The organism is Pseudochrobactrum sp. AO18b (assembly GCF_000409565.1).
GTDB lineage: Bacteria > Pseudomonadota > Alphaproteobacteria > Rhizobiales > Rhizobiaceae > Pseudochrobactrum > Pseudochrobactrum saccharolyticum.
On record NZ_ANNO01000279.1, the window covers coordinates 1 to 9,383 of the forward strand.

6 protein-coding genes are annotated in these 9,383 nt (G+C 51.8%); 1 reads left to right on the forward strand and 5 read right to left on the reverse strand.

Annotation, left to right across the window (positions count from 1 at the left end):
- The 5 genes from A918_RS0111655 to A918_RS0111675 all read right to left on the reverse strand — a co-directional run.
- Positions 1-630 (reverse strand): hypothetical protein (locus A918_RS0111655; protein WP_022711242.1); only part of this gene is annotated, 630 nt, incomplete at its 3' end.
- Positions 631-946: 316 nt separating this feature from the next.
- Positions 947-3,853, reverse strand: a complete 2,907-nt coding sequence (ileS, locus tag A918_RS0111660; RefSeq protein WP_022711243.1) for an isoleucine--tRNA ligase — start codon at positions 3,851-3,853, stop codon at positions 947-949.
- Between the two features lie 367 nt (positions 3,854-4,220).
- Positions 4,221-5,042, reverse strand: coding sequence for a MipA/OmpV family protein (locus A918_RS0111665; protein ID WP_033316073.1), 822 nt, complete (start codon positions 5,040-5,042; stop codon positions 4,221-4,223).
- A 105-nt stretch (positions 5,043-5,147) separates the two neighbouring features.
- Positions 5,148-6,170 carry a bifunctional riboflavin kinase/FAD synthetase gene (locus tag A918_RS0111670; protein WP_033316074.1) on the reverse strand — a complete coding sequence of 341 codons (1,023 nt, stop codon included), beginning with the start codon at positions 6,168-6,170 and terminating at the stop codon, positions 5,148-5,150.
- Positions 6,171-6,225: 55 nt separating this feature from the next.
- A complete protein-coding gene (locus tag A918_RS0111675; RefSeq protein ID WP_022711246.1) occupies positions 6,226-7,074 on the reverse strand; it encodes a TIGR01459 family HAD-type hydrolase in 849 nt (282 codons plus the stop codon).
- 421 nt (positions 7,075-7,495) lie between these two features.
- Here A918_RS0111675 and A918_RS0111680 point away from each other — a divergent pair, with 421 nt between their 5' ends.
- A complete protein-coding gene (locus A918_RS0111680; RefSeq protein WP_022711247.1) occupies positions 7,496-9,343 on the forward strand; it encodes a TadE/TadG family type IV pilus assembly protein in 1,848 nt (615 codons plus the stop codon).
- Positions 9,344-9,383: the final 40 nt, after the last annotated feature.

Genomic DNA, 9,383 nt, shown 5'->3' on the forward strand with positions numbered 1-9,383 from the left:
GGCTTCAGCCTTACGACGGCGTTCTTTCTTCGCCTCGTCTTCACCCAGATCACCGACTGCAGCAGTGGCGGCTGGCTGGCGATAGCTGACCGGCGGCTCACTCAGATATTTACGCTGTGTGGCAGAGCCGCCTGCACGGTCAAGCTGCGCCTGTTTGGCGGCAGCAGCAACTGCCGGATCGGCAACAGAATCACGTGATGCATAATCTTCACGACGGCTGGCACCGCTTGGCAAAATCTGACGACGCGGCGTGAAATCGCTCGGGCTGTCCGGTGCAATCGGCGAAACGAAATTCGGATTATCGCGGTTTGCTTCAATCTCTGCACGCAGACGCTTGCGGCGTTCTTCCGGCGATTCCGGCCATGAAGGATCACCGGCGCGGGCAACACTTTCCTGTGGCTGCGGCAGGCTTTCTTTCTGCCCTGCAACAGGCTTCACCAGCTCCGGACGCGGCTTATATTCAATACCGGTTCTCTTTTTCGGACCGATTGTAGCAATGGATGACATATCATCCAGCAATTGCGTGCTGGCTGACTTGCCTGTTCCATAGGTCGGATCGGACACGCAACCGGCAAGACCCAAACTGGCCAGCACTGTTGCGAAAGCGAAAATGCGTCCTTCAATCTTCATGAGCACCACTTTTATCCGTATTCGGCCAGATTACCCAACCACCGCTACATTAAATTTCATGCATTATGGCGTTATCCGTACTTTCCGGCAACTCCAAGGCATGAAAGCAGATTTTCACTGCCGACAAGATATTTCAATGCAGTGCCTTAGCACGGCAGAAAATATGCGGCAATCACTGATAACTGCTTGTCAGAGCGGTTCCTGTTAAAATTGAATTACCGGAACCGCTCTTTTTCTTTGTTTTACGCATTATCCAACGCAAACCGCTTCGCACTTTTGCTGGAAATGCTTACCTGTGATTATCGCAGATTCATACTTATCCCAAACGACCAAGAGCTTTCAGCTCATGCAATGCCGCAGCATCGCGTGCCGATACATCAGGGAACTCAGAATCACTGCCGACATCATTGGTATAACGCCATGAACGGGCGCATTTTGTACCGTCGGCCTTGGCAGGCACAACAGCAACACCCTTCACATCGCTCAACGCGAATGCTTCACCGGCAACCGGCTGGTCGCTGATGGTCAATCCGCTGGTGATGCAGATCTCAGCCATATCCAGACCCTGTACCGCTGAGAGCAGCGACGCATCGGTGATATGCACCAGAGGCGCAGCTTCCAGCGACGAGCCGATACGCTTGTCTGCACGTTCCAGCTCCAGAGCGCCGGTAACAACGCGGCGTACATCGCGCACCTTGTCCCATTTCGCAGCCAGAACCGGATTATTCCATTCGGCAGGAATGTTGCGGAACTGTTCAAGATGCACGGAAACCGCATCTTTATAACGGTCAAGCCATGCTTCTTCCGTTGTGAAAGGCAGCATCGGTGCGAGCCATGTCACGATATTATCGAACAGGTGACGCACGGTCTGCAAAGCAGCTTTGCGGCGCAGGCTCGATGGTGCATCGCAATAAAGCGCATCTTTGCGGATATCGAAATAGAAAGCCGACAACTCGATATTGGTGAAGTCGATCAGCGCACGGGTGATGCGTTTGAACTCAAATGCATCATAACCATTGCGAACAACTTCATCCAGCTCGCTCAGGCGATGCAGCATCAGCTTTTCAAGTTCCGGCAGATCGGCATAGGCAACTTCTTCGCCTTCATCATGCGCCAATGTACCCAACATCCAGCGGATGGTGTTACGCAGCTTGCGGTAAGCGTCGATATTGGTCTGGATGATGCTCTTGCCGAGGCGCTGATCGTCCCAGTAATCCGAGGTCATCACCCAGAGACGCAGAATATCGGCACCGGAATCCTTGATGATTTCCTGCGGGGTCACTGTATTGCCGAGCGACTTCGACATTTTCTTGCCATGCTCGTCCATGGTGAAACCATGGGTCAGCACTGCATTATAAGGTGCACGGCCACGGGTTCCGCAGCTTTCCAGCAGCGAGGAATGGAACCAGCCGCGATGCTGATCCGAGCCTTCCATATAAAGATCGGCTGGCCATTTCAGATCAGGACGGTCTTCCAGCGTGAACGTATGGGTGGAGCCGGAGTCGAACCAGACATCGAGAATGTCAGTGACCTGCTCCCAAGACTCACCGGCGCGGTTGCCGAGGAAACGCTCACGCGCACCTTCTGCAAACCATGCATCAGCACCTTCCACTTCAAAAGCCGCGAGAATACGCTCATTCACAGCCTCATCAATCAGCACCGTACCGTCTTCGGCTGCGAAAACGCAGATCGGCACGCCCCATGCGCGCTGGCGTGACAGCACCCAGTCAGGACGGTTTTCAATCATCGCACGCAGGCGGTTCTGACCGGCAGCCGGCACAAAACGGGTATCATCAATGGCTTTCAGAGCGCGGGAACGCAGCGTTGTGCCGTCGCCCAGTTCTTTGTCCATATAGACGAACCATTGCGGTGTATTGCGGAAGATGATCGGCTTTTTCGAGCGCCATGAATGCGGATAGGAATGCTTCATGCGGCCACGGGCGAACAGCAGGCCACGGGCGATCAGTTCTTTGATAACCGCTTCATTGGCATCACCCTTCTTGCCGTTATCATCGATAACGCGGGCAGCACCGCCTTCACGGTCAGGGCCGAAACCAGGTGCGTCAGCAGTATAGAAACCGGCATCATCCACAGGGAAAGGAATCGCAGGATTGATACCGCGTGCTTCAAGTTCACGTGCAGCATCCATCCATGCTTCAAAGTCTTCACGACCATGGCTTGGCGCAGTATGGACGAAGCCTGTACCGGCATCATCGGTCACATGCTCACCGGCAACCAGCGGCACAATAAATTCATAACCGCCGCCAAAGCCTTTGAGCGGATGGGCTGCGGTCATGCCACGCAGCTGTGCAGTGGAAACATCGCGCAAACGATTAAAAGTCAGCTTGGCTTTTTTGAAGCATTCCTCAGCCAGATTATCAGCGAAGATCAGCTTCTCACCAGCCTGCGGGCCAAAATCATTTTCCGCGCCGGTCACTTCATAAAGACCGTAGGAAACCTTTGGCGAATAGGCGATGGCGCGGTTGCCCGGAATTGTCCAAGGTGTCGTCGTCCAGATCACCACATGCGCGTCAGCCAGTTCCGGCACGGATGTGACAGGGAATTTCACCCAGATCATATCCGACTCAACATCGTGATATTCAACTTCGGCTTCTGCCAGAGCAGTGCGCTCAACAACCGACCACATCACCGGCTTGGAGCCGCGATAGAGCTGGCCGGAGCGGGCGAATTTCAGTAATTCACCGGCAATGCGGGCTTCCGCATGGAAATTCATTGTGGTGTATGGCTGTTCAAAATCACCGGTGATTGCCAGACGTTTGAACTCATCGGTCTGAACCTTGATCCAGCCTTCAGCAAATTCACGGCATTCCTTGCGGAATTCATTAACCGGCACTTCGTCTTTATTCTTGCCCTGCGCACGGTATTTTTCTTCGATCTTCCATTCGATCGGCAGACCGTGGCAATCCCAACCCGGAACATAGTTCGAGTTATAGCCGCGCATCTGGAACGAGCGGGTGATCACATCTTTCAGCGTCTTGTTCAGCGCATGGCCGATATGAATATTACCATTGGCGTATGGAGGGCCGTCATGCAGCACCCAAAGCGGACGATCTTTGGCATCTTCACGCAGCTTCTTGTAAAGATTCATCTCTTCCCAGCGGGCGACCAGCAGCGGCTCACGCTGCGGAAGGCTGGCGCGCATCGGAAAGTCGGTCTGCGGCAGGTTAAGCGTTTTGGAATAATCGATTTTTTCAGCAGTCATTATCTTGAGCATTCAGTTGGACTGCCGGAGCATAATGCAGGCACTATGCTGCTCTCAGGCAGGCAGTCTTAAGAAAATATATATCCTGAAATTGCGGCAGAGTTCATCATGCCTCAGGATGTCAGCTATTCTTCCCGGACCTTTCCCCCTGAACCATCCGGTCAGGCTTAAGAAAAGGCCGGGCCAATAATTCGGCCGACATAGCGCAGCATTATAAATATCGAGTATTGTCTCATCATGGTGATGCTTTTACCAATGCAGGCGCGCAGAATAAAGAGGCAAGACAGATAAACTTTGCCCTTCCGGCAGATTTTCAAAGCAAATAAGCCGTTACTTTTCTAAAATCTGACGGTTTTCGCTCAAAACATCAGTCCAGCGTAAAATCAAAACGATAGGTTGCCGAAACACCAACCGTCAACTGATGACGCGATCCGCGCTCGGATACAAGGCTGGAGCGCGCTGCTTTACCCTGCAATTTACTATATTCGGCATAAAGGCTGGTTGTGATTTTATCACTTGTCATCCATGTGACTGCGCCACCCAGTCCGGCAGATGTAATTCCCCCGCCATCCGGATCATAAACGGAAAGACCGCTGGCAACGGATTCCTCAGCATTAATACCATAATAGGTATCCAGATATTTCTCGGAAGCAAAAGACATGCGCGGCCCGCCGGAAACACGGATCGCCGGTGTCACATCATAAAATGCATCCCCTGCCAGTTCGCCGACAATACCATTATGCGCCCGAACTCCGTGACGCAGCTCTGAACGCAGACGAAACCAGTCTGTCGGATAGAATTCCATAAAGCCGCCGACCTCACCGCCCCATGGCACATCTTTCAAACCATCGGCCTGACTGCCGCCACGCGCCATCAAAAACTCACCGGTCAATCCCACGCGAAAATCTTCCATATCCATCAGAGCGAAGGAAATATTATCATTGCGGGATGAAAAGCGCTCGGCAACACCTGTGCGACCAAAGGAAATCAGAGGCTGCGCACTCATTATATATTTGCTGGAGCCTGTAAAACGGGGTTGGCGGTAAAAGTCACCGCCGACGGTCAGCGACCAGTCACCTGACCAGAAGTGCTTTCCCGATGATTGCCCGCTCTCTTCAGCCAAAGCCGGATGAATGAATAATGCAGCAGACAAAACAGCCAATCCGGCAATCCGGAACCGGTTAAACATATTACGCAAAACGCATACTCCAGACGCCATTTGCAGGCGGACAAACAGGTATGCGCTTATTTTTCAAGTAAAGCGGTAAATATATTCTGAAATATTGAGATCAATTCAGCTGCGGGAGAATGTCAGATAGGAATCCAGCAAAGAAAGCGGCTGTACAGCGGATAATATTGTCCGCGCTTCAGCTTCATCCTGCCGCATCTGCACCATCAATGCATCAAGCGAATCGAATTTCTCTTCTCCGCGTAAATAAGCAAAGAAAGATACAGAGCAGAATTCGCCGTAGAGATCGCCTGAGAAGTCAAACAAGAATGTCTCAAGCAGTGCGCAACCGTCACTGTCCACGGTCGGACGGCGGCCAAAACTGGCAACACCATCATAAAGCGTGCCGTCAGCACGGCGGAAACGCACAGCATAGATACCGTGCTTCAGATTGGTCTGCTCCGGCAGCGCCATATTGGCTGTCGGAAAACCAAGCGTGCGCCCCAGCTGCTTGCCTTTAATTACAGTACTGGCCAGCGTGTAGCGATAGCCCAACAGTCCCGCTGCGCCCGCCACATCACCTTCAGCCAGATGGGAGCGAATGCGCGAGGAGGAAACCACCTCGCCGCCTTCATCTGTAAAAGGCTCAATCAGTGTCACGCCGAAACCGTGTTTCTCACCCGCCCGTTTCAAAAACTCCGGATTGCCCTGCCGCTTTTTGCCGAAGTGAAAATCAACACCGGTAATGACTTCCGATGCACCCAGCCGTTCGATCAATGCCTGATCGATGAATTCCTGCGCACTCAGGCAGGAAAATCCGGCATCAAAGCCCTGCTCCACCACAACATCAAAACCGAGCAAACCCAGAATAGCCGCTTTTTCCTGCGCATCAGTCAGGCGGTCAACCGGCTGATCCGGATTGAAAAAACTGCGCGGATGGGGCTCAAATGTCAGCACAACTGCCGGACAATTGCGCTCTTTGGCCAGTTGCAGGGTTTTCTCAAGCACAGCCTGATGACCGCGATGCACACCGTCAAAATTGCCGATCGCCACCACACCGCCGCGCATATGCGCAGGCAGCGGCTCACTGCCGTTCACACCGCAGGTGAGACGAAGAATTGCGGATTTTGCAGCAAATTCTGAAGGCATCGCAGTCATTGAGTTGTTTCAGATCAGTTGTTCAGGGATTAAAAACTTCCGGCAATCACACCAGATAACGCATCACTGCTGCCGGCGCCTCACCGTGACGGCCAAGAAATGCCAGCAGCTTGTCGTGATCGACTTCGCCCTTAGCCACATAATCAGCCGCGTGAATACCGCCGGAAATATACAAAACATCCACGCCGTAATTCTGCGCACCTTTCACATCGGTCAGCATACCGTCACCGATAGCAAGGATGCGGGATTTATCAACAGACTTGCCGGTCAGCTTTTCTGCGGCCTGCATTGCGGCCGCATAAATCGGGTGATGCGGCTTACCGGCGATAAGTGTGCGACCGCCGAGCTGCGTATAATCACGCGCCAGTGCACCGGCACACCAGATCAGGCGGGTGCCACGTTCCACAACGATATCAGGATTGGCGCAGATGAATGGCAGATTGCGCGAACGGAAACGCTGCAGCAGTTCGGCATAATCTTCCGGCTTTTCCACTTCGTCATCGACCAGACCGGTACAGACAACACCGGATGCCTCATATTCTTCAACCAACTCCACATCCAGCCCGTCATAAATCGCCAATTCGCGCTCAGGCCCCAGATGATAGATTTTACGCGGGCCTGCAGCGATCAGGTCGCGGGTAACATCACCGGATGTCACGATCTGGTCGTAGCTTTCATTGGTGATACCCATCATTTCCATCTGTGCGGCAACACCGGGAAAAGGGCGCGGCGAATTGGTAATCAGCACTACTTTGACACCGGCTTCACGGGCACGTTTCAGAGCATCCGCAGCCGGACGATAGGCTTCCACCCCATTATGCAACACGCCCCAGACATCACTGAAGATCACATCATAACGGTCAAAAAGATCATCGAGTTTCGCCGGATGCAGCATAAAACTATCCTTAAATCAATTATCTCCGCGGCTAAACGGAGCACAGGCGCAGCATTCGCGCGCACGGATCTGCATAGAAGACGCGGTTGAGGCCAAAGCTTCAGGCGCCGGATTTTATAAATGCTCTAAACCAACAGGCAGCATATGTCACCCGTTTTACGTGAGCGAAAATATCACAACACTGTTTATATTTTGACGCAGCACGGAACCATGCCGCTCATATTTCATTAACTCTACCCTGTACCCAGTTTTTTTACTGTGTTTCGTGACGGCTTGTTAGAACCAATCCATTACCATCAGAGAGAATGAAAAGATTGAATCGCGTTTCCGGTCATGTCTGCCGTTTTCTGAAACGTCACGCGACCGGAAACAGACGGACAATAAGAAGACTATGTTCCGGCCTGTGCCGGCAGGAGAGACTATGCGTTGCGTAAAAAGCCCAAAACAGCGATCCGGCAGTTTTTCTGCACTGATAATGCGGCTTCGCAGAAACCAGACCGGCGCTATTGCCCCGCTTTTCGCATTGATGCTTCCGCCTATTCTTTTTGCAATGATGCTGGCGATTGACACTGCCAATCTGATGCGTGTGCGCGGAAATGTTCAGCAGTCACTTGATGCCGCTGCGCTGGCTGTCGGTAAACGCTTCACTGTCGTTTCGGAAGAAAGCCAGATCCGGGCATTCGGCAAAAAAATATTTGATGCTAATCTGCGTGCCATCGAACCGGACAAAACTCAGTTTACTCTGGAGTTTCCTAAAGGTCGCGATTCAGACCAGCAAATCGTTGCCGGCGCATCCTTCCGTTATATTTCATTTTACGGAAGAGCCGTAATGGCAATGACGAAAGATGAAGTTGACTGGGATAAATATACTTTTTCAATGTCTGCAACTGTACGTCTTAAGAATACTCTGGAAGTCGCTCTTGTCCTTGATAATTCCGGCTCGATGGCTGACCCCGGTTCGGGCTCAGGTCTCAAACGCATAGATTTACTTAAGCAGGCATCCACTCAACTTGTAGACAAGCTGGCAGAACAGGCCAAGCTTATAACGCATCTTGAAAATCCGGTACAGTTTTCCCTGGTTCCTTTTGCTGCCTCAGTCAATATCGGCCCTGAAAACCAGACCCAGCTATGGATGGATCAGACCGGCATTTCGCCGGTTCATTATGAAAACTTCACCATGCCCACGGCAAACAACCCTATCAATGTCGGGTACAATAAAAATATCATTCTTCGTGATGGTGCTTATTTTAAACAAGGGTCTGGTTGGGGAAGCGAAAACGGCCATTATTTCACGCGGTTCAGCCTGTATAATGACATGCAAACCACACGTGGCAGAACATATACAAGCTGGAAAGGTTGTGTAGAAGCACGCCCCGGAGAGTACGGCATTAATGCTGATCGCCCGACGATTGATAAGCCTGACACGATGTATGTGCCGATGTTCGCCCCCGATGAATATGACACCAGCCGCTCTCTGAACCATTGGTGGTCGGATAACGGGGGACGCTACGACAGCTATCAAACGATGCAACGGGATTTGAAAAAATACTACATCGCGCAAAACACGTCTGGTGAAGGAACATCCGGTCCGAATTACAGCTGCACAACAACGCCGATCACTACACTTACAGATGTAACAACTGACAATGGCCTGAGAACGGTAAAAAATGCCATTGCCAAAATGCAACCGGATGGCGGTACAAATGTGCCGGAAGGTATGGTCTGGGGCTGGAGAACACTTATCCAGAATTCGCCATTTGCAGGCGGAAGAGCAATTTCGGAGCGGGGCAATGATAAAGTCGTCATTGTTCTGACCGATGGTGCCAACACTTATTACCGTTACAACTCACTCGGCGGTACAGACTATGCAAACAACATATCCAACTATTCTTCACTGGGATATACCGCAGTTACAACTAAATCCTACGACAGAACACGTATTTTTCAGGAAGCACGCGGCGCCAGCAATGTTCATGACAATGCCTATTATACTGAAGCACTGAATGCGCGCTTCAAAAAATTGTGCGAGCTTGCAAAACAGGACAAAATCATGGTGATGACTGTTGCGCTTGATCTGCGGCAGAACAATGCGACAGATCGCAAGCAGATGGAAACTATGAAACAATGCGCCTCAGAATCTCGGGTGCGATTTGATAAGGACTTTCCTACCCAGCGGGCAAAACTTTTCTGGAATACAACCGGCGGCAATCTGGAACAGACATTCCGTGAAATTGCGGATGAATTATCCAATCTGCGTGTTGTCCGCTGATTGATGAGAAAAACCACGGCGCGGCTGCACAGAGCCCGCC

Coding starts and splice junctions, on each gene's coding strand:
- ileS (WP_022711243.1), bottom strand. CDS start 3,853: ATGACTGCTGAAAAAATCGATTATTCCAAAACGCTTAACCTGCCGCAG.
- A918_RS0111670 (WP_033316074.1), bottom strand. CDS start 6,170: ATGCCTTCAGAATTTGCTGCAAAATCCGCAATTCTTCGTCTCACCTGC.
- A918_RS0111680 (WP_022711247.1), top strand. CDS start 7,496: ATGCGTTGCGTAAAAAGCCCAAAACAGCGATCCGGCAGTTTTTCTGCA.
- A918_RS0111675 (WP_022711246.1), bottom strand. CDS start 7,074: ATGCTGCATCCGGCGAAACTCGATGATCTTTTTGACCGTTATGATGTG.
- A918_RS0111665 (WP_033316073.1), bottom strand. CDS start 5,042: ATGTTTAACCGGTTCCGGATTGCCGGATTGGCTGTTTTGTCTGCTGCA.